Annotated in this window: 23 protein-coding genes; 13 read left to right on the top strand and 10 right to left on the bottom strand. The window is 72.5% G+C overall.

What is annotated here, in order from left to right:
• The first annotated feature begins 74 nt into the window (after positions 1–74).
• Positions 75–689: a 5-formyltetrahydrofolate cyclo-ligase gene (locus tag ACIQU4_RS12895; protein ID WP_385589403.1), complete on the top strand. Its 615-nt coding sequence runs from the start codon at positions 75–77 to the stop codon at positions 687–689.
• Here the strand turns inward: ACIQU4_RS12895 and ACIQU4_RS12900 are convergent.
• Positions 679–3,531: a penicillin acylase family protein gene (locus tag ACIQU4_RS12900; RefSeq protein ID WP_403728770.1), complete on the bottom strand. Its 2,853-nt coding sequence runs from the start codon at positions 3,529–3,531 to the stop codon at positions 679–681. The genes ACIQU4_RS12895 and ACIQU4_RS12900 overlap by 11 nt on opposite strands.
• Positions 3,532–3,820: 289 nt before the next feature.
• Between ACIQU4_RS12900 and ACIQU4_RS12905 the strand changes: the two genes are divergently transcribed.
• The 5 genes from ACIQU4_RS12905 to ACIQU4_RS12925 all read left to right on the top strand — a co-directional run bounded on the left by ACIQU4_RS12905 (position 3,821) and on the right by ACIQU4_RS12925 (position 8,606).
• Positions 3,821–5,278 (top strand): potassium/proton antiporter, encoded by a 1,458-nt coding sequence (locus ACIQU4_RS12905; protein WP_403728771.1) that lies wholly within the window; start codon positions 3,821–3,823, stop codon positions 5,276–5,278.
• A 407-nt stretch (positions 5,279–5,685) separates the two neighbouring features.
• On the top strand, positions 5,686–7,020 hold the full coding sequence (locus ACIQU4_RS12910; RefSeq protein WP_403728773.1) for an MFS transporter: 1,335 nt from the start codon (positions 5,686–5,688) through the stop codon (positions 7,018–7,020).
• A 67-nt stretch (positions 7,021–7,087) separates the two neighbouring features.
• Entirely contained in the window at positions 7,088–7,393 is a 306-nt protein-coding gene (locus ACIQU4_RS12915; RefSeq protein ID WP_403728774.1) for an FmdB family zinc ribbon protein, read from the top strand.
• Positions 7,394–7,477: 84 nt separating this feature from the next.
• Positions 7,478–8,311: an S-methyl-5'-thioadenosine phosphorylase gene (locus ACIQU4_RS12920; protein WP_403728776.1), complete on the top strand. Its 834-nt coding sequence runs from the start codon at positions 7,478–7,480 to the stop codon at positions 8,309–8,311.
• A gap of 13 nt (positions 8,312–8,324) precedes the next feature.
• On the top strand, positions 8,325–8,606 hold the full coding sequence (locus ACIQU4_RS12925) for a hypothetical protein (RefSeq protein WP_403728777.1): 282 nt from the start codon (positions 8,325–8,327) through the stop codon (positions 8,604–8,606).
• 142 nt (positions 8,607–8,748) lie between these two features.
• On the opposite strand, the gene ACIQU4_RS12930 is transcribed toward ACIQU4_RS12925, so the two are convergent.
• The gene (locus tag ACIQU4_RS12930; RefSeq protein ID WP_403728779.1) at positions 8,749–9,729 is read right to left on the bottom strand and encodes a zinc-binding alcohol dehydrogenase family protein; all 981 of its coding nucleotides are present in this window, start codon (positions 9,727–9,729) and stop codon (positions 8,749–8,751) included.
• Between the two features lie 113 nt (positions 9,730–9,842).
• On the opposite strand from ACIQU4_RS12930, the gene ACIQU4_RS12935 reads away from it, so the two are divergent.
• From ACIQU4_RS12935 to mscL, 3 genes are all read left to right on the top strand, one after another.
• Positions 9,843–10,169: an ArsR/SmtB family transcription factor gene (locus ACIQU4_RS12935; RefSeq protein ID WP_403728780.1), complete on the top strand. Its 327-nt coding sequence runs from the start codon at positions 9,843–9,845 to the stop codon at positions 10,167–10,169.
• Between the two features lie 148 nt (positions 10,170–10,317).
• Positions 10,318–10,827 carry a hypothetical protein gene (locus ACIQU4_RS12940; protein ID WP_403728782.1) on the top strand — a complete coding sequence of 170 codons (510 nt, stop codon included), beginning with the start codon at positions 10,318–10,320 and terminating at the stop codon, positions 10,825–10,827.
• 123 nt (positions 10,828–10,950) lie between these two features.
• Positions 10,951–11,439: a large conductance mechanosensitive channel protein MscL gene (gene mscL / locus ACIQU4_RS12945; RefSeq protein ID WP_403728784.1), complete on the top strand. Its 489-nt coding sequence runs from the start codon at positions 10,951–10,953 to the stop codon at positions 11,437–11,439.
• Positions 11,440–11,443: 4 nt separating this feature from the next.
• Here the strand turns inward: mscL and ACIQU4_RS12950 are convergent, their stop codons facing one another.
• On the bottom strand, positions 11,444–11,674 hold the full coding sequence (locus ACIQU4_RS12950; protein WP_403728785.1) for a hypothetical protein: 231 nt from the start codon (positions 11,672–11,674) through the stop codon (positions 11,444–11,446).
• A gap of 252 nt (positions 11,675–11,926) precedes the next feature.
• Between ACIQU4_RS12950 and ACIQU4_RS12955 the strand changes: the two genes are divergently transcribed.
• The gene (locus ACIQU4_RS12955) at positions 11,927–13,081 is read left to right on the top strand and encodes a low temperature requirement protein A (protein WP_403728787.1); all 1,155 of its coding nucleotides are present in this window, start codon (positions 11,927–11,929) and stop codon (positions 13,079–13,081) included.
• Positions 13,082–13,144: 63 nt separating this feature from the next.
• Positions 13,145–14,413 carry a cytochrome P450 gene (locus ACIQU4_RS12960; protein ID WP_403728788.1) on the top strand — a complete coding sequence of 423 codons (1,269 nt, stop codon included), beginning with the start codon at positions 13,145–13,147 and terminating at the stop codon, positions 14,411–14,413.
• 112 nt (positions 14,414–14,525) lie between these two features.
• Here ACIQU4_RS12960 and ACIQU4_RS12965 read toward each other — a convergent pair whose 3' ends face one another.
• Complete coding sequence (locus ACIQU4_RS12965) at positions 14,526–15,017, bottom strand: DUF5949 family protein (protein ID WP_403728790.1); 492 nt, start codon at positions 15,015–15,017, stop codon at positions 14,526–14,528.
• Positions 15,018–15,073: 56 nt separating this feature from the next.
• Positions 15,074–15,667 (bottom strand): hypothetical protein, encoded by a 594-nt coding sequence (locus ACIQU4_RS12970; RefSeq protein ID WP_403728792.1) that lies wholly within the window; start codon positions 15,665–15,667, stop codon positions 15,074–15,076.
• Positions 15,668–15,831: 164 nt separating this feature from the next.
• On the opposite strand from ACIQU4_RS12970, the gene ACIQU4_RS12975 reads away from it, so the two are divergent.
• Complete coding sequence (locus ACIQU4_RS12975) at positions 15,832–16,272, top strand: DUF6299 family protein (RefSeq protein WP_403728793.1); 441 nt, start codon at positions 15,832–15,834, stop codon at positions 16,270–16,272.
• 56 nt (positions 16,273–16,328) lie between these two features.
• On the opposite strand, the gene ACIQU4_RS12980 is transcribed toward ACIQU4_RS12975, so the two are convergent.
• The 5 genes from ACIQU4_RS12980 to ACIQU4_RS13000 form a co-directional block, all read right to left on the bottom strand.
• Positions 16,329–16,508, bottom strand: coding sequence for a hypothetical protein (locus tag ACIQU4_RS12980; protein ID WP_403728794.1), 180 nt, complete (start codon positions 16,506–16,508; stop codon positions 16,329–16,331).
• An 89-nt stretch (positions 16,509–16,597) separates the two neighbouring features.
• Entirely contained in the window at positions 16,598–18,685 is a 2,088-nt protein-coding gene (locus ACIQU4_RS12985; protein WP_403728796.1) for a SpoIIE family protein phosphatase, read from the bottom strand.
• Between the two features lie 12 nt (positions 18,686–18,697).
• Positions 18,698–18,997 (bottom strand): hypothetical protein, encoded by a 300-nt coding sequence (locus ACIQU4_RS12990; RefSeq protein ID WP_387286222.1) that lies wholly within the window; start codon positions 18,995–18,997, stop codon positions 18,698–18,700.
• A gap of 18 nt (positions 18,998–19,015) precedes the next feature.
• The gene (locus ACIQU4_RS12995; RefSeq protein ID WP_403728798.1) at positions 19,016–20,290 is read right to left on the bottom strand and encodes an NAD(P)-binding domain-containing protein; all 1,275 of its coding nucleotides are present in this window, start codon (positions 20,288–20,290) and stop codon (positions 19,016–19,018) included.
• 92 nt (positions 20,291–20,382) lie between these two features.
• Entirely contained in the window at positions 20,383–21,732 is a 1,350-nt protein-coding gene (locus ACIQU4_RS13000; RefSeq protein ID WP_403728800.1) for an ATP-grasp domain-containing protein, read from the bottom strand.
• Between the two features lie 294 nt (positions 21,733–22,026).
• Here ACIQU4_RS13000 and ACIQU4_RS13005 point away from each other — a divergent pair, with 294 nt between their 5' ends.
• Entirely contained in the window at positions 22,027–23,700 is a 1,674-nt protein-coding gene (locus ACIQU4_RS13005; protein ID WP_403728802.1) for a glycosyl hydrolase, read from the top strand.
• Position 23,701: the final 1 nt, after the last annotated feature.

The following is a 23,701-nucleotide window of genomic DNA, read 5'->3' on the forward strand; positions in this document are numbered from 1 at the left end:
GCAGACCGCTCCGGGTTTGATTCCGGTGAATACATCCGACATTGCCCCGATTCGAAAGGAAATCAGAGTCAGCTGTGGTAGAGAACCCGCCCCACTCGTCCGAAAAGGCCCGGCTGCGCCGGGAACTCCTCGCCGCCCGCCGGGCCCTGTCCCCCGATTCCTTGCGTACGTCGGCCCGCGCGCTCTCCCGCTCCGCCTGTGAACTGCCCGAGCTGGCCGATGCCCGGACGGTGGCGGCGTACGTCTCCGTCGGATCCGAACCCGGCACACGCGATCTGCTGGACGCCCTGCGCGCGGCCGGGAAGCGGGTGCTGCTGCCCGTCCTGCTGCCCGACAACGACCTCGACTGGGCCGCGTACGAGGGCCCGGGCAGCCTGGCCGAGGCCGCCCACCCCGGGAAGATGCGGCTGCTGGAGCCGGCCGGGCCCCGGCTCGGGCCGGACGCGGTCACCGGCGCCGACGCCGTCCTGCTGCCCGGGCTGGCCGTCGACGGGCGCGGGATGCGCCTGGGGCGCGGCGGGGGCTCGTACGACCGGGTGCTGGCGCGCCTGGCGCGCGCCGGGGCGCATCCCGCGCTGGTCGTGCTCCTCTACGACGAAGAGGTGGTCGCGCGGGTCCCGGAGGAACCGCACGACCACCCCGTTCAGGCGGTGGCCACCCCGTCGGGGGTGGTCAGATTCACGGCTTGAGCGTCAAGGTCTCCGTCGTCGCCTTGTCCACGGCTTCCTTGCCGAAGGGCCAGTCCAGCAGCTCGCCCTTGGCCCACATCGTCGTCTGGTCCGTGTAGTTGTCGTGGTACGCGTGGCCCGAGGCGCCGGTCAGGTTGATCCAGCGCGACTTGTCCAGGTCGTTGAGGTTCACGACCATCCGCATCGACGGGACCCAGGTGACCCCGTACCCGCTGGAGGCGTTCCAGCCGGTCGCGTTCACGGTGGCCTCGCCGCCGCCCAGGTTCCACGGGCCGCGGTTGAGGAGCCACTGCAGGAAGCCCGGGCCCCCGGTGCCGATGGTCTGGTTCTTCAGCGTCAGCTGGTGCAGGCGGCCCCAGCTCCAGGTGGACTGGTCCTTGCCGAGCTTGGCGGTCAGCTCCCAGCGGGCGTCCTTCATGGCCCGCGCGAACAGCTGGTCGCGGGTGGCGGTCGCCGGCTGGTTGCGGGCGGCCGGCGTCTGCCACCACGCCGACTTCTCGTCCTTGACCAGGCGGCGGACCACCTCGAACCAGCGGTCTCCACCGTCCGGCTGCGCCGAGTCGGCGTCGCGCGCACCGCACTCGCGGACCGTCTTGGCCAGGTCGTCGACCGGACCGCTGCTCTCCTCCTGGACGTTCATGCAGCTGCCCTCGATCCGCAGCTCCTTCGGCATCTTGTCGCCGAAGGACAGCTTGAGGATGTTGCGCCAGACCGCGTTGAAGTACGCGGCCGCCGCCGAGTCGGGCTCCTGGGTGTAGTTCCAGCCCTCCAGCAGCTTCTGCGCGGAGCGCACGTCGGGGTCCGAGACCTCGATCTTGGCCAGCATCGGGGTGAGCAGCGCGGCGATCTCGCTGCTGTTGTCCATCTGCATGGTGCGCATGTCGTCGGTGGAGATCTTGCCGTTGTCCTTGGTCTTCGCCTCGATGAGGTCGTTGATCCGCTGGCTGCGGGCGCCGTAGCCCCAGTCGGTGGTGAGGACGTACGGGTACTTGCCCGCGCCGGTCCCGCTCTCGACGACCGCCTGGTTCGCGGTGACGATGTAGCCGCGCGCCGGGTTGTAGTCGTACGGCATCTCGTCCTGCGGGATGTAGCCCGCGTTGCCGTCCTTGCCACCCTTCCAGGCGTACTTGGAGTCCCAGCCCGGGGCCGGCATGCGGCCGTCGCCGGCGCCGCGGATCGGGATGCGGCCCGGGGCCTGGTAGCCGATGTTGCCCGCGGGGCCCTTGTTGTCGGCGTAGATCAGGTTCTGCGACGGCACCTCGAAGTCGCGGGCGGCGGCGCGGAAGCCCGCGAAGTCCTTGGCCCGGTCGAGGGCGAAGACCGCGTCCATCGACTTGCCGGGGTCCAGGGCGGTCCAGCGCAGGGCGACGGCGTAGCCGTTGCCGCGGTCGGGGGCCGAGCTGGAGACGGGGGCGCGGCTGCCGACCGTGCCGAGCTCGTCGCTGCGGTCGGAGATCAGCGGGCCGTTGTTGGTGGTGCGGACGGTGATCTTCTTGCTCTTGCCGCCCGCGATCTTGATGACCTCTTCACGGGTCGTGAAGGGGACCACCTTGTTGTCGTAGACGTAGCCCTCGGGCTTGACCTGCTCCAGGTAGAGGTCGGTGACGTCGGCGCCGAGGTTGGTCATGCCCCAGGCGATGTCGGCGTTGTGGCCGATGATCACGCCCGGCATGCCGGAGAAGGTGTAGCCGGCGACGTCGTACTTGCACTGGTTGGAGACCGTGCGGCAGTGCAGGCCCATCTGGTACCAGACCGAGGGCAGCTGCGGGGACAGGTGCGGGTCGTTCGCGAGCAGCGGCTTGCCGGTGGTCGTGTACTGGCCGGAGACGACCCAGGAGTTCGAGCCGATGCCGCTGCCGTTGGGGCCGAGGATCGCCGGGACCTTGTCCAGGGTCGCGGCGAGGGAGGTCAACGAGTTGCGCAGGCCCACGGTGGCGCCCTGGGCGGTGGTGTCGTCCGCGAGGCCGGTGGGGTTGGCTGGGGCGGTGGAGCCCTGCGCGCCGGTCGAGGCCTGCGAGCCGGTGGCGGCGGCGCCGGAGCCCTTGCCGGAGCCCGGGCCCGTGGAGCCCGCGGCCGCGCCCTGGGGGGCGTACTTCCCGCCGTCGATCTTGCCCGCGTCCACGATCGGCTTGTTGCGGTCGAAGGGGTACGGCGGGTAGAGCTCGTCGATCTGCGCCTGCGTGAGCTTGTTGGACATCAGCGCGCGGTCGATCTCGTCCTGCATGTTGCCGCGCAGGTCCCAGGCCATCGCCTTGAGCCAGGCCACCGAGTCCACCGGCGTCCACTGCTCGGGCTGGTAGTCGTCACTGAGCTTGAGGGTGGAGTGCTCGACGGAGAGGTCCTTGCCGGACTTCCCCTTCAGGTACGCGTTGACCCCGTCGGCGTAGGCCTGGAGGTACTTCTTCGTCTCGGCCGAGAGCTTCGTGTCGTACTCCGCCTGCGCGACCTGGCGCCAGCCGAGCGTGCGCAGGAAGGCGTCGGTCTCGACCTGGTCGGGCCCGAACATCTCGGAGAGCCGGCCGGAGGTCATGTGGCGGCGGACGTCCATCTCCCAGAAGCGGTCCTGGGCGTGGACGAAGCCCTGCGCGCGGAAGAGGTCGTCGTCGTTGTCGGCGTAGAGCTGGGGAATCCCGTGGGAGTCGCGCTTGACCTCGACGGTCCCGGTCAGGCCGGGGACCTTGAGGGTGCCGGTGGCCTGGGGGAACGAGGCGCGGACGTTGTCCATGCTCCAGTACGTCCCGTACCCGAAGCCCGTGAGGAGCGCCAGGACCAGCACGAGCACGATCAGACGGGCGCGTCGTCCCCTCTTCTTGACGGGAGGAGCGGTTTCGTTGGCGGGCATCGCTGTCCTTAGAGGGGCAGGGTGGTCCTGGGAGTGCTGGGAGCAACCATAGGCGCAGGACCGGGTCCGTTGATCCGCCAGGGGTCGAGGTGACGAGGACAGGGCCGAACAGGGGTTTCACAATGTGGTTATCGCGTAAAGGGCGCGTCAAATATTAGGTAAGGTAACGAAGTACCTGCCGATCTTGCCGGACTTGTCGCCTGGAGGAACGTTCCGCCGGGCGACTTGAGGAAAGGGCCGCCCGCTGACCGTCCACACGCTCAATGAGCTCCTGCTGGTCTGCTCGCTCGTGCTGCTCGTCGCCGTCGCGGCGGTACGCATCTCTTCACGCAGCGGCCTCCCCAGCCTGCTCATCTACCTCGGCATAGGCATAGCGATAGGCCAGGACGGCATAGGCAACGTCGTTTTCGACAATGCCGAGCTGACCCAGGTCATCGGCTACGCCGCGCTCGTCGTGATCCTCGCCGAGGGCGGTCTGGGCACCAAGTGGAAACAGATCAAACCGGCCCTGCCGGCCGCGATCGTGCTGTCGCTGGTCGGCGTCGCGATCAGCGTCGGCGTCACGGCCGCGGGCGCGCACTACCTGGTCGGGCTGGACTGGCGGCAGGCGCTGCTGATCGGCGCGGTCGTCTCCTCGACCGACGCCGCGGCCGTCTTCTCCGTCCTGCGCAAGGTGCCGCTGCCCTCCCGGGTCACGGGTGTGCTGGAGGCCGAGTCGGGCTTCAACGACGCTCCCGTCGTCATCCTGGTCGTCGCCTTCGCGACCGTCGGCCCGGTGGACCAGTGGTACGTCCTGATCGGCAAGATCGCCCTTGAGCTGGCGATCGGCGTCGCGATCGGCCTGTCGGTCGGCTTCCTGGGGGCGTACGGTCTGCGGCACGTGGCCCTGCCCGCCTCCGGTCTCTACCCGATCGCCGTGATGGCGATCGCGGTGACGGCGTACGCGGCCGGCGCGATGGCGCACGGCTCCGGCTTCCTCGCCGTGTACCTGGCCGCGATGGTGCTCGGGAACGCGAAGCTCCCGCACTGGCCGGCGACCCGGGGATTCGCGGACGGGCTCGGCTGGATCGCCCAGATCGGCATGTTCGTCCTGCTCGGGCTCCTGGTCACCCCGCACGAGCTGGCCCAGGACTTCTGGCCCGCCGTGATCATCGGGCTGGTGCTGACCATGGTGGCGCGGCCGCTGGAGGTCTTCGTCAGCCTGCTGCCGTTCCGGCTGCCCTGGCAGGAGCAGGCCCTGATGTCGTGGGCGGGGCTGCGCGGCGCCGTGCCCATCATCCTGGCGACCATCCCGATGGTGACCGGGATCGAGGGCAGCGACCGCGTCTTCAACATCGTCTTCGTCCTGGTCGTCGTCTACACGCTCGTCCAGGGGCCGACCCTGCCCTGGCTCGCGCGCAAGCTGGAGCTCGGCGACTCCGACGCGGGCGCCGCCGATCTGGGGATCGAGTCGGCGCCGCTGGAGAAGCTGCGCGGACACCTGCTGTCCTTCGCCATCCCGGAGGCCTCGCGGATGCACGGCGTCGAGGTGAGCGAGCTGCGGCTGCCGCCGGGGGCGTCGGTGACGCTGGTGGTCCGGGACGCGAAGAGCTTCGTACCGCTGCCGTCGACGGTGCTGCGGCGCGGGGACGAGCTGCTGGTGGTGGCCACGGATCCGGTACGGGACGCGGCGGAGGCCCGGCTGCGGGCGGTGGCGCGCGGCGGCAAGCTGGCCGGATGGCTCGGGACGGGCTCGAACGGGCGCTGAGCAGGGCCTTCGCGGCCCGCACCCGACTTCAACAGAGCGTTAGAGTGTCGTTCTAATTCTGTGTTTTCGGGGTTTGCGGGCCGTTTCACCCCGCTTTCACGGGCTCCGGAATGCGAACTTCCAGTTAATCGCAGGTGAAGACACCGGATGTCGCCGGAATCACAGGACACACACCCGGTCTGCCTGTACGATAAAGGCACACCACATCGAACCAACTCTGCCTGACGCAGAGCTGGCGCGACCGCAAAGCGGCCGTGGCTCCCTCCCGCAGTGGGCGCCCAGGTATCACTCGGTTCTGCGCAAGAGGACAGCTCTCGGGGCTCCCACATGTACGGGTGCGGTCGCTCACGAGGCGGCACACCGTCCGCAGACGGGGACGCTCTACCAGGCAGCGGAAAGGCCAGGCCGTGACATCCGCGGTCACGACCGACAAGTCCGCCCGCCCCGGTTACGGGCAGCTCCTGCGCACGCCCGGCGCCATCGGCTTCGTCCTCCCGGGATTCGCCGCCCGACTCCCCTTCGGCATGCTGACCATCAGCATCCTGCTGCTCGTCCAGCACACCAGCGGTTCCTACGCCAGCGCCGGCATCGTCGCCGCCGTCACCGGCGTCTCGATGGCGCTGTCCGCCCCGGTGATGGGCAAGCTCACCGACCGTCGCGGCCAGAGCGCCGTCCTGGTCCCCGCCGTCCTCATGCACTCCGCCGCCGTCAGCACCCTCGTGGCGCTCGCGCTGCTGGGCGCTCCGGTGTGGGCGCTGGCCCTGGCGGCCGTCCCGGCCGGCGCCTCCGTCCCGCAGGTCGGACCGATGGTCCGGGCCCGCTGGGCCGCCAAGCTGGAGGGCTCCCCGCTGCTGCCGACGGCCGCCGCGTTCGAGTCCGTCACCGACGAGTTCACCTTCGTCGTCGGCCCGGTGCTGGCCACCGCGCTGTGCACCGGCGTCCACCCGGCCGCCGGCCTGATCACCGAGGCCGTGCTCACGCTGGCCGGCGGCCTGGTCTTCGCCGCCCAGCGCGCCACCCAGCCGAAGGCGCACGCCACCCCGGCCGGGGGCGAGAAGCACGCCTCCGCGCTGTCCTTCCCGGGCCTGCGCGTCCTGATCGTGGCCTTCCTCGGCATCGGCGCCGTCTTCGGCGGCATGCAGGTGTCGCTGGCCGCCTTCTCGAACGAGATCGGCAACCCGGGCGCGAACGGCCTGCTGTACGGCGTCTTCGCCGCCGGCAACATGACCGCGGGCATCGCCTGCGGCGCCATCGCCTGGAAGATCGGCCCGCGCCGCCGGCTGCTGCTCGGCTACGCCGGCCTCACCGTGGCCGCCTCGGTCCTGTGGACCGCGCACTCGATGATCCTGCTGGGCGCGCTCGGCCTGGCCGTCGGCCTGTGCATCGCCCCGGCCCTGATCACCGGCTACACGATGATCGAGTCCCTGATCCCGGCGAACGCCCGGACCGAGGCCTTCACCTGGCTGACCGGCGCCGTCGCCTTCGGTCAGGCCACCGCCGTGACCCTGGCCGGCCGCCTGACGGACGCGCACGGGTCCTCGTACGGCTTCCTGGTGCCCATGGCGGGCACCGTGCTGGCACTGGCGACCCTGCTCGCGCTGCGGTCGAGCCTGGCCCCGAAGGCACCGAGCCGGATCATCAACTCGTCGGCGGGATCGCCTGCCGCCGCTGCTCCGGCGGCCCCTGCTGCGCGGGTGAGCGAGCGTGGTGTCGGTCACCGCGTGCCGGTGACGGTGGACTGATCGGCCGGAATACGTCACCATGGAACGTCGTTAGCACTCATCGAGTCAGAGTGCCAGGAGGAAATTCGTGCCGACCTACCAGTACCAGTGCACCGAGTGCGGTGAGGGCCTTGAGGCCGTGCAGAAGTTCACCGATGACGCACTGACCGAGTGCCCGAACTGCCACGGACGCCTGAAGAAGGTGTTCTCCGCGGTCGGCATCGTCTTCAAGGGTTCCGGTTTCTACCGGAACGACAGCCGCGGCGCTTCGTCGAGCAGCAGCCCTGCCGCCTCGAAGCCGTCGACGCCCGCCGCCGCACCGGCCGCTTCGTCGACGTCCTCGACGTCGAGCACGGGCACCGGCTCCAGCTCCAGCTCCACGTCGGCTGCCTGACCTCTGATCTCGTCCGCTTTTCGTAAGGCCCCGCAGCCCCTTCCGGGCGGCGGGGCCTTACGCATGCCCGGTTAGGGTGGCCGCATGGCTAACGCAGAGATCGGTGTCATCGGCGGCTCGGGCTTCTACTCCTTCCTGGACGACGTCTCCGAGATCCAGGTGGACACCCCGTACGGGCCCCCGAGCGACTCCCTCTTCATCGGCGAGCTGGCCGGGCGCCAGGTCGCCTTCCTCCCGCGCCACGGCCGCAGCCACAAGGTCCCGCCCCACAAGATCAACTACCGGGCCAACCTGTGGGCGCTGCGCTCGGTGGGCGTGCGCCAGGTGCTCGGCCCGTGCGCGGTCGGCGGCCTGCGCGCCGAGTACGGTCCGGGCACGCTGCTCGTTCCCGACCAGCTGGTCGACCGTACGAAGTCCCGCGCCCAGACCTTCTTCGACGGCGAGCCGCTGCCCGACGGTTCGGTGCCGAACGTCGTGCACACCACCTTCGCCGACCCGTACTGCCCGGTGGGCCGCTCGGTGGCGCTGGCGGCGGCGCGGGGCCGGGAGTGGGAGCCGGTGGACGGCGGCACGATGGTCGTGGTCGAGGGCCCGCGCTTCTCGACCCGCGCCGAGTCGAAGTGGCACGCGGCGATGGGCTGGTCGGTCGTCGGCATGACGGGCCACCCGGAGGCGGTCCTCGCCCGCGAGCTGGGGCTCTGCTACACGTCGATGGCGCTGGTCACCGACCTGGACGCGGGTGCGGAGACGGGCGAGGGCGTGTCCCACACCGAGGTCCTGAAGGTGTTCGGCGAGAACGTCGGCCGCCTGCGCGAGGTCCTCTTCGACGCGGTGTCGGCCCTCCCCGCAACGGAATCCCGCGCCTGCCTGTGCACCCACGCCCACGACGGCTGGGACCTCGGCATCGAACTGCCGTGACCATCTAACTGCCGTGACCGAGGACGCCCTCACCCTCGCCCTCGACGACTGCGTAGAGCTCGACGCCGCGGGCGACGCCGTCGGTGACGCCTTCGTCTTCGCGAGCGAGGGCGTCGGCGTTGGCGTCGGCGTCGGCGTCGGCGTCGGCGTCGGAACCTCGTACGCCATCGGCCCCGACGGCGGCGTGCACCGCTCGCGGGCCGCCTCCGCGGACAGCGGGTTCGAGCCCGTGACGGACAAACTCCGGGACGCGGTGGTGCGGTTCGCCACCACGAGGACTCCCACGGCACTCTGACGCCGGTCATGCGTACGGGAACTGCGCCGCGCGGCTCCGCCGCCGGGGCATCGCACCCGGTGGTGGGCCGGTCGGTGACGCGGGCCGCCGACCCGGTGGCCGCGCTGCGCCGCGTACGGACCGGCGCGTGGCGACCCGGCGCTCACTCGCCCGCGACCCGCAGCAGCAGCTTGCCGGTGGTGGCGCGTCCGGCCAGCAGCCGGTGCGCCTCTGCCGCCCGGTCGAGCGGGAACTCGGCGGTGACCGGAAGCTCGATCCGGCCGCTCGCGGCGAGGCGGAAGGAATCGGCGGCGAGGGCGCGCAGGGCTTCGGGGTCGTCCTGGGCGAGGGTGAGGACGGAGAAGCCTCCGACGGAGAGCCCGCGCGGGTTGAGCTCGGACTGCCCGATCTGCCACGGGGCGGCTGCGCCGGCGTTCCCGAAGGCGACGAGGCGGCCGAAGCGCGCGAGGGAGTCCAGGCTGCGGCGGAAGGTGTCGCCGCCGACGGGGTCGAGGGCGAGGTCGACTCCGCGGCCGCCGGTGGCTCGGCGCACGCCCTCGGTGAACCCGTCGCCGACGAACACCTCGTCGTAGCCGTACTTGAGGGCTTCCCCGGCCTTCTCGGGGCGGGAGACGACCCCGTAGACGGCGCTCGCCCCGGCGAGCCTGGCGAGCTGGCCGGCGACCGTGCCGACGCCGCCCGCCGCGCTCTGAACGAGTACGGTCTCCCCGGCGCGCAGCCGGCCGACCCGGTGCACGAGGCCCTGGGCCGTGGGCAGGACCGTCGGCAGGGTGGCGGCGGTGCGCAGGGAGATGCCTTCGGGGAGCGCGAAGACGGTGGCGGCAGGGGCGACGGCGACCTCGGCGTAGCCGCTGTGCGAGGTGAGGGCGGCGACTTCCCGGCCGGGGCGCAGGCCGTCCACGCCGGGGCCCACGGCCCGGATGCGGCCGGAGATCTCCAGGCCGGGGCGGAAGGGAAGGGCCGGGACGCGGTAGCCGTCGGCCCGGGCCAGGACGTCGGCGAAGTTGACTCCGGCGTAGGCGACGTCGATGCTCACTTCGCCCGGGCCCGGCTCCGGTACGGGGACCTCGGCGATGTGGAGCACCTCGGGTCCGCCCGTCTCCCGGAACTCGATTGCGTGCATGGCTGGTACCCCCGGCTAGACTGTTCAATGAAATACGAACACTGCGCACCACGAATGTACGGTTTTCATCGAACATTCCGCAAGGCCGCGCCGGCACCCAGGGAGGGACCGCGATGGGACACCGGGCCGAACCCGAGCACACCCACCCCGACGGGGTACCCGTCCAGACCGCCCTCGCCGCCCTCGCCGACCCGGTGCGGCTGCGGCTGGTACGGGAACTGGCGGGCGCGGCCGACTGGGAGCGCAGCTGCGGCACCTTCGACGTGCCGGTGGGCAAGGCGGCCCTCAGCCACCACTTCGCGGTGCTCCGCGCGGCGGGGCTGCTGGAACAGCGCGACCAGGGGCGGGGGCGCGTCAACCGGCTGCGGCGCGCGGAGTTCGACGCGCGGTTCCCGGGGCTGCTGGCCCTGGTCCTGCGCGAGGAGATCCCCGGAGCCTGACGGCGGCCCACTCGTGTGGGTGACGGGGTTTTCCACAGGCTGGGGATTGTCCACAGGTGCGAGCGGGATTTCGCGGGGCGGCGGATCGTGAGGGGTGTCCGGGCGCAGGGTCCGGGCATCGGAACTCGATTCGCCGGTGGTGGCCGTCATGTCCAAGACCTCGTGCTTCTCTTCCTCTTCTACGTGTCCCCCCGCGCGCCCCGTACCGGCCTTTCCCCCGCTTCGCACGGGCCGGGGCGCGGACCGGCTGCGCCGCGCCGTACGGCGTCGGCGGCGGGCCGCGTCGGCCGGCCTGGCCGTCCTGGCGGCCGCGCTGGCGGTGGTGGGCGCGGCGCAGGCCCAGGCTTCGCGGGGCGCCGCGCCGCCGGAGGTGAAACCGGCGCCGGCGGCCGTGCGGTGGGTGTCGGCGCCGGTGCGCATCGCGGACGCGGCGACGGTGCGGCTGTTGCGGCCCGGGGACCGGGTGGACGTGGTCGCGGCGGAGCGCGCGGGCCCGCCCCGGGTGGTGGCCGCGGGCGCCCGCGTGGCCGAAGTGCCCGATCCGGATAAGGGCGTGGGGGACGCCGGGGCGCTGGTGGTCCTGTCGGTGCCCCGGGATACCGCGCGGGCCCTCGTCGGGGCGGGCGCGATGGCACGACTGGCGGTGACGTTGTGCTGAACCGGACTGGAGTGCAGTCAAGTCGGCTCAAGTCAGGCCCCGATTGGACACGCCGTGCCCGGACTGCCGTAGCTTTCGGAACCGTTGGCTCCATGTTCGGCGGATTCGAAGAGAGGCTCAGTGGTGAGCGAGAAGAAGAAGGAGAGCGTTCTGGCAGGCTTCAAGGCCTTCCTGATGCGCGGCAACGTGGTCGACCTGGCGGTGGCGGTCGTCATCGGCGCCGCGTTCACGAACATCGTGAACTCGGTGGTGAAGGGGATCATCAGCCCGCTGGTCGGCGCCATCGGGACGAAGAGCCTGGACGGTTACACGTCCTGCCTGAAGGGCCCGTGCGGCATCGACGCGAAGGGGGAGGCCATCGGCGTGAACATCCTCTGGGGCTCGGTGCTGAACGCCACGCTGACCTTCCTGATCACCGCCGCGGTCGTCTACTTCCTGATGGTGCTGCCGATGGCGAAGTACCTGGCCAGGATGGAGCAGCGCCGCCGGGCCAAGGAGGGCGTCCAGGAGACCATGGAGATCACCGAGCTGGTGGTCCTCAAGGAGATCCGGGACGAGCTGGTCGCCCAGCGTCAGGGTGGCGGATCCGGCCGCCACGGCTCGGGGTACTAGAAGGTCAGACGTGGTGCGGCGGCTTCTCGTCGAGAAAGCGGGCCAAGTCGGCCGCGCTCCCGGCGGAGGCCGGCCGCTCGCCCCACCCGCGGTCGGTGTCGTCCGAGGACTGCTGGTCCAGCGGGTCGTCGAAGACGAGCCGGGGCTTGGGCCGCGCCGCGGGAGCGGCCTCGGGCCGGGGCTCGGGCCGCGAGGACTGCGAGGACTGCGGGTCGGAGGCGGGGGCGCTGCTCATGCCTCCAGGGTACGGCCGCCCCCGCCCGGGCCTGCGACCCTGCTCCCGCCCTGACCCCGGCCCGGGGTCAGCCGGGGGCCTCGGCGCCCGGCCGGGTGTAGAACCAACGTCAGGCCCTTCAGGTGCTGGCTCCGGAAGATGACCGGGAAGGACGGATCCTCCGGCGTCCGGTCCGTGATGGCGGGGTCCGCTGCCCCGTCGGCGCCGCGCGCCTCGCCTGCCGACCGGCGTACGGCTGCTGTCCTGTGCGGTATGACGTACGTACCGATGACCTCCCGCAGCCGGGACGAGGGCCACCGGGCCTCGACCCCACTGGAGCTGTTCTTCGACCTCTGCTTCGTCGTCGCCGTGGCGCAGGCCGGCCGGCAGCTCGTCCACGCGCTCGCCGAGGGCCATGTCGGCGCCGGCATCACCGGCTACCTCTTCGTGTTCTTCGGGGTGTGGTGGGCCTGGATGAACTTCACCTGGTTCGCCTCCGCCTACGACGTCGACGACGTGCCGTACCGGATCGCGACCCTGGTGCAGATCGCCGGTGTGCTCATCTACTCGGCCGGGATCCCGCGCGCCTTCAACGACAACGACTGGACCATCTCCGTCCTCGGCTACGTGGTGATGCGGCTCGCGCTCACCGCGCAGTGGCTGCGCGCCGCCGCCGGGGAGCAGGGTCCGGCCCGGCGCACGGCGCTCACGTACGCGGTGGGGCTGCTGCTCTGCCAGGTCGGCTGGGTGGCGCTGCTGGCGGCACCCGAGCAGTCCCGCAGATGGCTGTTCCTGGTGCTCGTGATGGTGGAGCTGCTGATTCCGCTCCTCGCCGAGCGGAGCTACCAGACCCAGTGGCATCCGCACCACATCGCCGAGCGGTACGGCCTGTTCACCATCATCGTGCTCGGCGAGACCATCGCCGCCAGCACGGTCGCGGTCCAGTCGGCGATCGACGAGCACGAGGCGCTGGGCGAGCTGCTGCCGATCGCCGCCGGTGGGCTGCTGCTGGTCTTCGCGGCCTGGTGGATCTACTTCGCAGTCCCCGCGCACGACCGGCTGCAGAGCAACCGCGAGGCCATCCCGTGGGGGTACGGGCACTACGTGATCTTCGCGTCGGCCGCGGCCATCGGCGCCGGCATCGAGGTGGCGATCGAGCACACGGTCGGCGCGGCCCACATCTCGGCCCTGTCCGCCAATCTCTCGGTGTGCATCCCGGCGGCGCTCTTCCTGGCCTTCGTCTGGCTCCTGCACTCCCGCCACTTCAAGCGCGGTACCGCCCAGCAGCTGGTGCTGCCGCTCACGGCGCTGGCGATCCTCGCCTGCGCGTGGACCGGCGCGCAGGCGGTGCTGTGGGCCGGGCTGGTCGCCGCGGCCTCCGTCGCGGTGGGCGTGACCTTGGCCCACCGCGAGCGTTCTGGTGCGTGAGGACGGCGGGCTCCGCGGCCGCGGCGGCCACGGCGAGCGCGCCGGCGACAGGGAGAAGAAACGATGAAGGTCCCGGTACAGCGGTACGCGGACACGGGCGCGGCGGTGGCGGAGTACGGGGAGCTCGCCGACCCGGCGTTCTGGCAGCAGCCCCCGGCGGCGCGGCTCGCGGCGTTCGCCCGGCTGCGGGCCCTGGACTCCCCGGTCTACGTGCCCGAGGGGAAGGGCCGCGGGCACTGGGCCCTCGTACGGCACGCGGACGTGCAGGAGGCGAGCCGGCTGCCCAAGGTGTTCGCCAGCGCGCCCGGGGTGACCACGCCCGAGCCGGCCCGGTGGGTGCGGGCGCTGTTCGGGGACTCGATGGTCAACCTGGACGGCGCGGACCACGCCCGGCTGCGCAAGATCGTGCAGCGGGCGTTCACCCCGCGGCTGCTGGCGGCGGCCGAGGCGGACATCCACGCGGTGGCCGCCCGGATCGTGGACGACGTACTGGCGCAGGAGCCCGACGAGTTCGTCACGGCCGTGGCCTCCCGGCTGCCGCTGGAGGTCATCTGCAACATGATGGGGATCCCGGAGCGCTACCGCGCCGAGATCGCCGACCGCGTCAACCACGCCTCGGAGAACATCGGCGTCGAGCGGGGGCTGGCCTCACGGCTGCGGATGCCCGGGCGCGGGCTGCGGGCCCTGGCCAAGATGCAGCGGATGGTCGCGGGCATCGGCCGGGAGCGGCGCAAGAACCCCACCGGTGACCTGATCTCGGCCCTGGTCAGCGCGGACGTGGACGGACAGGCGCTGAACGCCCGCCAGCTCGGCGCGTTCTTCTCGCTGCTGATGGTGGCCGGGGTGGAGACCACGCGCAACGCGATCACCCACGGGCTGACCCTGCTCACCGACCACCCCGCCCAACGGGACCTGCTGCTCGGGGACTTCGAGACGTACGCGGACGGCGCGGTGGACGAGATGATCCGCCACTCGACGCCGATCATCCAGTTCCGCCGGACGGTGGCCGCCGAACACACCCTGGGCGGGCACCTGTTCCGGCCCGGCGACAAGGTGGTGCTGTACTACGCCTCCGCCAACCGCGACGAGGCGCTCTTCCCCGACCCCGACGCCTTCGACATCACCCGCTCGCCCAATCCGCACCTGGGCTTCGGCGGCGGCGGCCCGCACTTCTGCCTGGGCGCGCACCTGGCCCGGGTGGAGATGAAGGCCCTGTTCCGCGAGCTGCTGACCCGGCCGGTGGGGCTGCGGGCGGTGGGGCTGCCGGACCTGGCGGGCTCGAACTTCGACAACCGGGTCCGCTCGCTCAAGTTCGCCTTCGAGCGCCCCTGAGGGGCGCGGCCGGCCACCGGGCGGGCTGGGAGCCCGGCGGCCGGAGCAGGGAGTGAGATCCCCCGGGGATCCCGGGAAGCGGATTCCCGGGAGCGGATCCCGGGAAGCGCCCCTACTGGAGGCGCCGCACCGCGAGCACGCAGTGGGCGCTGCCCGTGAGCACGGACTCGTCGCCCGCGAACTCCTGGAGGGTCTTCGGGTCGACCGGCTTGCCCGGGACGGCCTCGGGCCAGGCGCGCGTGGCGAACAGGAAGTACGCCTGGCCGCTCTCGTTGGCCGCGGCTACCCACTCGTCCGGGGCGGTGCAGGTCGCGTTCAGCCCCGGCAGGGTCAGCGCGACCTGGTTGTCCGCGAGCACGATCTGCACGGGGAAGCCGGCCGGGTTGCGGGTGCCGTCCATGACCACGTCGCCGATGGGCAGGCCGATCTCCTCCAGCAGCCCGCGGGCGGCCGTCTCGCCGGCCTCCCGCCCCTGCGGCCCGTCGCCGAGGGTGTAGGCGAGCAGGTACGGGATGTCGTGGCCCTCGGAGGGGTCGCCGATCCAGGCGAGCACGGAAAGGGTGCCGAGACGGGACCGGTCGGTTTCGGCTTGAGTTGAAGTCATGCGCCGCACCCTAGTGCTCTCTCCGCCGCGCCTTTTCGGCCTTTCACCCGCGCGGGCTAGACGGCCCAGAATCCTTCTCCGGAATTCGCCTGCACGTTCGCGTCCTGGTACTGGAGCCGCACAATGCGCGCCTTTTCCGGGATTTCGAACACCACCCATCCCTCGGCCCGCTGGCCGACGGCGAGGGAATCGAAGACGAGCGGTTTTCCGGTGGTCAGTTCACCGGTCGGCACAACACCGTGGCGACCGCCCGCGCTGTCGTACGCCCACATCTGCCCGAGGTCCCCGTACGAGTCCCCGCCGACGTTGACGAACGACATCGAGGCAGCCACCCAGCGCTTGCCCGCGGGCGGGGCGTAGTCCTTCTCCACGCTGACCGCCGGGTCGACGTACGCGTTGAGCACGGCCTGCAGGTGCCGGCCCATCTGGCGGCCGCGCACCCGTACGGAGTCGCCCACATGGGCATCCTTCGAGGCGGCCCGGGCCGCCCCCGGGGCCCCCTCGGCCCCGGGCGCGCCGTCGTCCACCGGGACGGCGGGCGCCGCGGCGGGGGCGAGCGCGGCCCCCTCGGGGGCGCCGGAGCAGGCCGTGGCACCGAACAGCAGCAAGGGCAGGAGGGCGGCGGCGAGGACGGGAGCGGACTGGCGCATGAGTGATCCCTTCGGGGACCTTCGGTGAGGTATTCCGGCCAGTCTCACGCGCCCGAGCGGGCAATTGCACACACCGACACGAGTGTGCGGAAGGAGTTGCCCGCCATCTGCCAGCACAATGCGTTTCGGTGCTTTTGTGCCGACCCACCCCCCATGGAGGATTCATGCGAGTTTCCACCCGCCGCCTGGCCGTGACGGTTCTTTCCGCACTGGCCGCCGCCACCGCATTCACCGCACCGGCCGACGCCCACTCCCACGACAATCAGATTTCCGTACAGGAAGTCGGTCACCTTTCCGAAGACGGCCACGTCACCCTTTTCGGGACCTACAGGTGCGAGCCCTCGTCACCCCGGGGAGTGCAGATCCAGGTCACGCTCACCCAGGACTCGACCCGCCTGGGCTTCGGCGGCGAGGAGGCCGTCTGCGACGGACAGGAGCACGACTGGTCCGCGTCCGCCTCGCTGGAGCTGGTGGACCTGCACCCGGGCGCGGCCGGCGCGGAGGCCCGGCTCCAGGCGGCGAGCCTGCACTCCGGGTTCAAGCTGAGCGTGGCCCACCTGGCGGAGACCGGGCGGGACATCTGGCTGGAGGAGAAGCGCGGCTGAGCCACCGCGGAGCCGCCGCAGAGCCGACCCGACCCACCCGCGGCCGGTAGCCGCCGCTACCGGCAGGCGGGGGCCACGCCGGTCATCGACATGAACGCGACGGTCCGGCAGCCGGGATCCGTGTGCGGGCGCCCGGCCGTACGGTGCACGGCCGTCGGTACGCCGACGGCCAGCAGGAGCAGCGCGAGGAGAGCGGTCGTGGCCCCCTTGCCCGGCCGCTTGTTCAGCCGGTGCACGGCGGGATCCCGGTCCGTGTGGTAGTCCGTTCCATGGACCGCATCATCACTCCGGCCCCGACATCCCACAACTCGGGGTGATCGTGCGGTCACCCCACGCTGCGCACGCTGCCCGCGACGTCGAACTCGCACCACACCGCCTTGCCGTCGCCCCGGGACTCCACGCCCCAGTGCGTGGCCAGCGCGTCCACCAGCAGCAGCCCGCGACCGGTGGTCGCGGCCTCCCCCGGGGTGCGCCGGCGCGGCCAGACGCTGGAGCGGTCCTTGACCCACAGCCGGATCCGCCGGACCGGCTCCGGCAGCACCTCCATGGTCAGCACCGCCCCGCCGTCCGTGTGCAGCAGGGCGTTGACCAGCAGTTCCCCTGCGGCCAGTTCCACGTCGTCGGCGAGCTCCGGCATGCCCCAGTCGCGCAGGGCCTGGCGCAGGGCGTAGCGGGCCTCCGAGAGGCCCTCCGGGTCCGCCTGGTGGATGTACTGGTGGATCCGCGGAGCCCGGTGGGTGCCCGGGTCGGGGGCCCGGCGCAGCACCAGCAGGGCCACGTCGTCCCCGGAGCCCCAGCGCTCCCATAGCCGGTCCGACAGGTGGTCGGCGAGCGCCCCCGCCTCCTGCGGGCCGCTGCGCACGGCGTGGGCGAGGGCCTCCATGCCCTGGGTGATGGCGGTGCCGGGCTCCTCGACCAGGCCGTCGGTGCACAGCACCAGCGTCTCCCCGGGGACCAGGTCGAGCCGGGTCTCGGGGAAGTCCTCCTGTTCGAACACCGAGGCCAGCCCGAGCGGCAGACCGCCCCGTACGTTGGGCCAGCCCGTGCGCCCGTCCGTGTGCCGGATCAGCGGCCCGAGGTGGCCCGCGCGCACCGCCCGTACGCCGCCGGTCTCCAGGTCCACCTGTGCGTACATGCAGGTCGCGAAGCGCTCGGTGTCCAGTTCGGCCAGGAAGCGGGAGGCCCGGGCCAGGACGGTGGACGGCGGATGGCCCTCCCCCGCGTACGCCCGCAGCGCGATCCGCAGCTGGCCCATGATCGCCGCCGCGTGCGTGTCGTGGCCCTGTACGTCGCCCACGACGATGCCGACCCGGTCGCGGGGCAGCGCGATCACGTCGTACCAGTCCCCGCCGACCTCCCGCCCGCTCCAGGCGGAGTGGTAGCGCACCGCGATCTCCCCGCCGCTGATCTCGGGGATCCGGCGCGGCAGCATCGAGGCCTGCAGGCCCGTGGCGAACTCCCGCTCCTGGTCGAACAGGAGGGCCCGCTGGAGGGACTGCGCCACGATGCCGGCCAGGCCCAGGCACAGGTTGCGCTCCTCCGGGCTGAACTCGCTGCGCCGCCGGTAGAACAGCACCAGCCCGCCGATCGCCTTGGCCTGCGCGATCAGCGGCAGATAGGCGGCGGCGTCGAAGCGGATCCGGCGCAGGTAGTCCGCAAGCAGCGGGAACTCACCCGCCAGTTCGGTGAGGGAGGTGACGAACCGCGCCTTGCGGGTGAGCACCGCCTGCGACAGCGGCAGCGAGCCGTCCAGCCGGGTGAACTGGCGCTCGCTGAGGATCTCCAGCGACTCCCCGCTCAGCGCGATGATCTTGATTGCGCCGTTCTCGACCAGCCCCAGGGCCAGCCCGTCCGCGCCGAGCCGCTCCAGCGCCCCCGCCCCGGTCAGCGTGGCCGTGACGTCGTCGACCGTCACCGCCCGCGACAGGGCCTCCGTCGTCCGCTGCACGATCGTGGCCTGCTGGGCCCGCGCCGACTCCAGCTTCCGCAGCACGGTGGCGTGGGCGAGCTCGGCGGTCGCGTCCCGTACGATCCCGACGATCCGCCGGGGCCGCCCGTCGGCGTCGCGCAGGATCCGGCCCTGCGTGTGCGTCCACTGGTCGACGCCGTCGCGCCGCTGCACGGTGAAGTACGAGCCGTACGTCTCCATGCCGCCGTCCAGGGCCACCTGCGTGGACTCCGCCAGCCGGGCGCCGTCGTCGGCCGGGATGCGCAGCCCCAGCCCCTCCGGGGTGTCGTCGAACTCCTCCCGCTCCAGGTCGAAGACCACGAGCCCGGACTCGTCGAGCGTCAGCGTCCCGGCGGCCAGGTCCCACTCGAAGCTGCCCATGCCGTTCAGCGCGAGCCGCTCGCCGGGCCCCGTCACGGGGTCCCGGCTGCCCTGCCCGGATCTGTCGCGCTCCGCCGCTGCCACGAGACACACCACCTAACGGCCGGGCCAGCACGGCTGGGAGATCAGCCGCTCCCACTCCTCGTCAGGATGCCCCGGAAGGGTGCGCCCGGCCTCCTGCCAGCGCTTGACGAGGGAGAGGTAGATCGTCGGCTGGTCCGGTGCCGCGTGCCCGGGAGGGGTGTGGGCGGGAGGGGCGTAAGGCGAGGCGGCGGCCCTGGCCGCGGGCCTCGGCGCGGGCCTCGCGCCGGGCCTGGCCGCGCCGGGCTGCTCCGCCCGGCTCGCGGGAATGCGCACCCAGCCACGGCCGCCCTGTGCTCGCTGCTCCGCACTCATCGCGGTCCCCTCTCGACCTCACCGCAGAGACGTCTTCGGATGCCCGGCACCGGCCCGGTCGGGCCGTACGGTCCCGGTGGAGCCCGCCGGCCCGCCCGGGGCGCCGAGGCGCTTTCGGACTCCTGCGACCAGTCTCCCCGCCGTGAACCCCGCACCATGCACGAATCGCATGGAAGGGCCGAATGAGGGAGCCGTCAGCAGCCCCGCGAAGAAAAGTCCCGGCCACGAGGACTCGAAACCGGCGCTCAGCTCGGGCGTGCCGCCGTCCCCGACGGTGTCCAGGACGGCCCGCAGCCGGGCGTCCAGCAGCTCCAGGCGCCCCAGGTGCGGGGTGAACCCGGTGGCCGCGACGACGTGCGCGACGTCCAGTACGACGGACTCCCCGGCCGCGGTGGTCAGCCCGAGCCGGGTCCGCTCGCCCACCGCCACCGCCCGGTGCAGCCGGTGCCCCAGCAGCACCGGGACGCTCCGCTCGAAGCGGTCCCGCAGCCACCAGGCCCCGGCGGGCCCGAGCGCGGTCGCCGCGATCCGCTCCCTGGTCGGCGCGGGCAGCCGGCGCACCGCCCAGGGCAGCTCCGACCACGCCCAACTGCGCCAGCCGGTGCCGAGACCGCTGTGCGGATCGCGCAGGGCGCGCAGCACCGGGCGCTCCAGCGGCTGGGGCGCGGTGTTCCAGTTCAGCCGGGACCGGCGGGCGACCAGGCAGGGCCGGGCCCCGTTCTCCGCCAGCAGGGCGGCGGTCTCCAGGGCCGCCTGCCCGGCCCCGATCACGGCGACCTCCCGGCCGGCGAACCGGGCCAGGTCGCGGTGGCCGCTGCTGTGCGAGCAGTGCCCGGGGGGCAGCTCCCGCAGCGGTCCGGGGAGGTGGACGAACGGCATCACCCCGACGGCGAGCACGACCGTCCGGGCGAGCAGCGGCGGCCCCTCGGCGGTGCGGACCAGGAAGCCGTCGCCCTGCGGGGAGACCTCGGTGACCGTCACCTCCTCCACCTCGGGCACGGCGTGCCGGGCGAACCACATGCCGTACGAGCTGAACACGTCGATCGGCAGCGGGCTGCCGTGCTCGGCCGCCATGCCGCGGCCGGCGCAGTACGCGGCGAGGGTGTGCCGGCCGCCGGGCGCGGACAGGTTGGAGGACCAGGGCTCCGATTTCAGGTACATGCCCTCGGGCATGTGGTCCCGCCACGAGGCCATGGGCCGTCCGAGCACCCGTACGCCGAGCCCGGCCGCCGCCGCGTGCGCGGCGATCGACAGCCCGTACGGCCCGGCGCCGACCACGACGAGATCGTCCATCCGCGTCACCGCTGTCCCTCCAGTCTCATGGGCCCTGCGGACCTGCCCGGACCTCCAGCGGTGGGCGGGCGGCGGAGGCGGGTGGAGGGGCGTCATCGGGTCACCAGCTCGTCCGGTTCGGCGGGGGCGGCCGGGGTCCCCGGGGCGGTCGGGGCGGCCGGCGGGGTCAGGTCGCGGGCGCGCTGGCGCGGGGCGCGCACCACGGCGCGCGCCGTGCGCCGGCCGTGCGCCGGGACACCGCGCAGGGCGCGCGCGCCCTTCCCCGCACCCCGGCCGAGGAACGCCGCGAGCATCGCGAAGAACGGCATCGGGTCGTCGGCGGCGAACCAGGCAGCCTCCACCCGCCCCCGCTCCGCCCGCGGCGCCACCCGTACGGGCCCGGGCCGCTCGCCACCGGGCCGCTCGCCACCGGGCCGCTCGCCCGCGGTGCGGCCCTGCCCGGCCCCGGCCCCGGCGTCCTCGGCCCGCGCCGGAGCGGGGACGGCGTCCCGGTCGCCCGCCGGGGAGCGCCACGGGAGTTGGCGGCCGCGGACCGCCGCCAGCAGGGCGTAGTTCTCCGCGACGAACACCCGCCCCGGACCGCCCGCTGGCTCCGGGACCCGTTGCCCCGTCAGGTCCAGGTACATCGCCTGGACCACGTCGAGCCCGCCCGCGTCCGTGAACAGCCGGAACTGCGCGCCCGGCCGGGGGTTGAAGTCCACCAGCCGGAAGCAGCCCTTCTCGTCCCGGCGGAAGTCCAGGTCCATGATTCCCTGGTAGCCCAGCCGCCGGGCGAGCCGCAGCCCCGCCTCCTCCACCGCCGGATCCGGCAGCCAGCGCCCCACCGCCGTCAGCCCCGTCCGCACCGGCCAGGACAGCTCCTTGCGGCCCGACCCCGCGAGCAGCGGGTGCCCGCCCCGGCCGAACGCGCCGTGGAAGAACCAGTCGGTGTCCGTCCCGGCCGGCAGGAACCGCTGGAGCAGCAGCCGGCTCCCGGCCTCCTGCGTGCACTCGTACAGCCGGCGCGCCTCGGCGGCGGTGTGCACGAGCGTGGTGCTGCGCAGTCCGGCGCCCGCGGGCAGCAGCCAGGGCCGGCTCCACTTGGCCACCACCGGCAGGCCGAGCCGCCACGCGGCCTCCGCCGCCTCGGCCCCGCTCGCCGGGATCACCGTCTCCGGGTGCGGAACGTCCCAGCGCGCGCACAGCCGTGACAGCTCCGCCTTGTCCGCCACCCGGGCGGGCAGCCCGTCGGGCTGATGGGGGATCCGGAACCGCCCGTCGAGCATCGGCGCGATCCGCGCGACGGCGATGGCGCTCAGGTCGTCCATCGCCACGAGCACCGCAGGCCTGCCGATCCGCTCCGACACCCCGACGAGGCACTCCAGCAGCGTCTCCGGGGCCTCGGGGTCCAACCCCCCGGCCGGCCCGGGATGTACGGCGCGCAGGTAGCGCGAACGCCCCATGGGACCTCCCCCGGCCTCGACGACGGCATGGACCTCCACGCCCCTGCGCCCGAGCGATCTGACGGCGCCGAGGGTTCCGTGGTGGAACGGATTCCGATCGAGTCTGAGCACTACTGCGGGCACATGGCCGTCGAACGCGTGCATGGGAACGGTGTCTTTCACCTAGTCGGACCAAGCGGGGAGGATACGCAGCTGCGAATGGCCTAGGCGGCGGTCACCGGACAGGCCATTCGTCAGATGTGATGCCTAACGTCTTTGACAAGCACACCGATTCAGGAAAGTTCGGGAGACGCCATGCCCAGACCACACCGCCGACTGGCGAGCACCTGCATCGGTACGGTGACGGCCGGACTGCTCGCCACCGGGGCCGCGCTCGCGGCCCCCGAGAAGGAGCAGCCCAAGGGTTCCGACATCGCCATGGGCGCATTTCTCGACTCCGGCCAGACCGGAGTCGCCCGGATCCCGCAGCTGTCGCGCTGGCTGGGCGGCAAGGAGATCCGGGTCGGGCACACCTACCTGCCCGGAGACCGGTGGGCCCGCATCGAGAACCCCGACTTCCTGGAGGCCTGGGCCCAGTGGCGCCGGGCCAGGCCGGACCGGCTCTTCGTCCTCAACGTGCCCATGCAGCAGCGCAACGAGGACCACGTCCCCGACCGCGAGGTGGCCCGGCTGATCCGGGCGGGCGCGGAGGGCGAGTTCGACCACCACTTCGAGAAGCTCGCCCACCGGCTGGTGGAGCTGGGCGTCCCGGACACGGTGATCGTGCTCGGCTGGGAGATGAACGGCGCCACGTACACGCACCGCTGCGCGCCGGACCCGGAGGGCTGGAAGGAGTACTGGAACCGCATCGTCAACACGATGCGCTCCGTCCCCGGACAGGAGTTCAAGTTCGATTTCGCCCCCAACCGCGGGTCGGACGCGATCGGCTGGACCAAGTGCTACCCCGGCGACGATGTGGTCGACATCGTCGGCATGGATTCGTACGACCAGGCTCCCGGCAAGACCTTCGACGAGATGGTCAGCCAGCCGTACGGGCTCCAGCAGCACGTCGACTTCGCGAAAGCGCATGGCAAAGAGATCTCGTACCCGGAGTGGGGACTGTTCCGGCACGGGGACAACCCGGTGTACGTACAGCGCATGCTGAAGTGGATCGAGCAGCACAAGCCGCTCTACCACACCATCACCGACTACTGTCCGCACGGCGTGTGGCAGTGCAAGCAGAACCCCCGGTCCGCGAAGGCCTTCCGGGCGGCGCTCGCACCCGAGCGGCCGGATCCGGTGATCCCGACCCCGGTGGTTCCGACGCCGGTCATCCCGACGCCCGTGATCCCGACGCCCGTGATCCCGACCCCGGTCATGCCGACCCCGTCGATCCCGACCCCGGTCATGCCGACCCCGTCGATCCCGACCCCCGAGATCCCCGTGCCCTCGCCGGTGATCCCGAGCCCGCAGATCCCGGTGCCGGTCCCGTCGCCCGAGACTCCGAGCACGAGCCCCAGCCCGAGCCCCGTACCCGAGCCCGCTCCGGTGCCCGTCCCCGAGCCGGTGCCCGTGCCCGTGCCCTCGCCGGCCGTTCCGTCGCCCGAGGTCCCGGTCCCGGCCCCCGTCCCGGTCCCGGTGTCCCCGGAGCCGGTCGAGCCGAGCCCGCAGGTCCCGGCTCCCGAGAGCCCCTCCCCCGAGCCGGTTCCCGATCCCGTGCCCTCGCCGGCGGTCCCGTCGCCGCAGACCCCGGAGGACCCGAGCCCGAGCCCGAGTCCGGTCCCCGTCCCGGAGCCTTCGCCGGTGCTGCCCCCGGTCCCGGTCCCGGTTCCGGTCGTGCCGAAGCCCGAGCCGACCGATCCGCCCGCCAACACCACGGAGTGGTGCGTGCCGATCAACTTCGGCGAGTGGCTCTCCAAGCTGGTCGGCAAGCAGTCGGTCTGCGTCAAGATCGACTGGGGCAAGGACTCCGGCTTCTGGCCCTGGTAGA

It is taken from the genome of Streptomyces sp. NPDC090741, assembly GCF_044769045.1.
Classification (GTDB): domain Bacteria; phylum Actinomycetota; class Actinomycetes; order Streptomycetales; family Streptomycetaceae; genus Streptomyces.

Excerpts from the sequence above, each read along its gene's own strand:
- ACIQU4_RS12900 (WP_403728770.1), bottom strand. The coding sequence starts at position 3,531 with ATGCCCGCCAACGAAACCGCTCCTCCCGTCAAGAAGAGGGGACGACGC.
- ACIQU4_RS12920 (WP_403728776.1), top strand. The coding sequence starts at position 7,478 with ATGGCTAACGCAGAGATCGGTGTCATCGGCGGCTCGGGCTTCTACTCC.
- ACIQU4_RS12930 (WP_403728779.1), bottom strand. The coding sequence starts at position 9,729 with ATGCACGCAATCGAGTTCCGGGAGACGGGCGGACCCGAGGTGCTCCAC.
- ACIQU4_RS12935 (WP_403728780.1), top strand. The coding sequence starts at position 9,843 with ATGGGACACCGGGCCGAACCCGAGCACACCCACCCCGACGGGGTACCC.
- ACIQU4_RS12940 (WP_403728782.1), top strand. The coding sequence starts at position 10,318 with ATGTCCAAGACCTCGTGCTTCTCTTCCTCTTCTACGTGTCCCCCCGCG.
- ACIQU4_RS12950 (WP_403728785.1), bottom strand. The coding sequence starts at position 11,674 with ATGAGCAGCGCCCCCGCCTCCGACCCGCAGTCCTCGCAGTCCTCGCGG.
- ACIQU4_RS12955 (WP_403728787.1), top strand. The coding sequence starts at position 11,927 with ATGACGTACGTACCGATGACCTCCCGCAGCCGGGACGAGGGCCACCGG.
- ACIQU4_RS12960 (WP_403728788.1), top strand. The coding sequence starts at position 13,145 with ATGAAGGTCCCGGTACAGCGGTACGCGGACACGGGCGCGGCGGTGGCG.
- ACIQU4_RS12965 (WP_403728790.1), bottom strand. The coding sequence starts at position 15,017 with ATGACTTCAACTCAAGCCGAAACCGACCGGTCCCGTCTCGGCACCCTT.
- ACIQU4_RS12970 (WP_403728792.1), bottom strand. The coding sequence starts at position 15,667 with ATGCGCCAGTCCGCTCCCGTCCTCGCCGCCGCCCTCCTGCCCTTGCTG.
- ACIQU4_RS12975 (WP_403728793.1), top strand. The coding sequence starts at position 15,832 with ATGCGAGTTTCCACCCGCCGCCTGGCCGTGACGGTTCTTTCCGCACTG.
- ACIQU4_RS12990 (WP_387286222.1), bottom strand. The coding sequence starts at position 18,997 with ATGAGTGCGGAGCAGCGAGCACAGGGCGGCCGTGGCTGGGTGCGCATT.
- ACIQU4_RS12995 (WP_403728798.1), bottom strand. The coding sequence starts at position 20,290 with ATGGACGATCTCGTCGTGGTCGGCGCCGGGCCGTACGGGCTGTCGATC.
- ACIQU4_RS13000 (WP_403728800.1), bottom strand. The coding sequence starts at position 21,732 with ATGGGGCGTTCGCGCTACCTGCGCGCCGTACATCCCGGGCCGGCCGGG.
- ACIQU4_RS13005 (WP_403728802.1), top strand. The coding sequence starts at position 22,027 with ATGCCCAGACCACACCGCCGACTGGCGAGCACCTGCATCGGTACGGTG.